Here is a 571-nt window from a genome sequence, read left to right as displayed (position 1 = left end):
GGAGCGGAAGACGGGATTCGAACCCGCGACCCCCACCTTGGCAAGGTGGTGTTCTACCACTGAACTACTTCCGCATAAAGCATGCACATTTTGCCTTTCGGAACTTAAAATAGTCCAACACGACAAAAAAATATTCATTATAGAGAGTGAGCCATGAAGGACTCGAACCTTCGACCCTCTGATTAAAAGTCAGATGCTCTACCGACTGAGCTAATGGCTCATATATGGTGGAGGATGACGGGATCGAACCGCCGACCCTCTGCTTGTAAGGCAGATGCTCTCCCAGCTGAGCTAATCCTCCATATGATGCCCGGCAACGTCCTACTCTCACAGGGGCGTGAGCCCCAACTACCATCGGCGCTGAAGAGCTTAACTTCCGTGTTCGGAATGGGAACGGGTGTGGCCTCTTCGCCATCATTACCGGACTATTAAAGAATGAGTATCATTCTTTCAAAACTGGATAATGTTTGTTCATGCAAAGTGTGCGTTTGTCTTTGGTTAAGTCCTCGAACGATTAGTATCCGTCAGCTCCATGTGTCACCACACTTCCACCTCGGACCTATCTACCTGA

Annotated in this window: 3 tRNA genes and 1 rRNA gene; all 4 read right to left on the bottom strand. The window is 49.0% G+C overall.

Annotated elements, in window-relative coordinates:
• Positions 1 to 2 precede the first annotated feature (2 nt).
• A tRNA-Gly gene (locus CYL18_RS19060) sits at positions 3 to 74 on the bottom strand.
• Positions 75 to 147: 73 nt separating this feature from the next.
• Positions 148 to 220, bottom strand: a tRNA-Lys gene (locus tag CYL18_RS19055).
• 5 nt (positions 221 to 225) lie between these two features.
• Positions 226 to 301 (bottom strand) — tRNA-Val (locus CYL18_RS19050).
• 7 nt (positions 302 to 308) lie between these two features.
• Positions 309 to 425, bottom strand: a 5S ribosomal RNA gene (gene rrf / locus CYL18_RS19045).
• Positions 426 to 571 lie beyond the last annotated feature (146 nt).

Origin of the sequence: Pradoshia eiseniae (assembly GCF_002946355.1) — a bacterium.
Classification (GTDB): Bacteria; Bacillota; Bacilli; order Bacillales; family Pradoshiaceae; genus Pradoshia; species Pradoshia eiseniae.
This window is presented reverse-complemented; position numbering and strand designations above follow the sequence as displayed.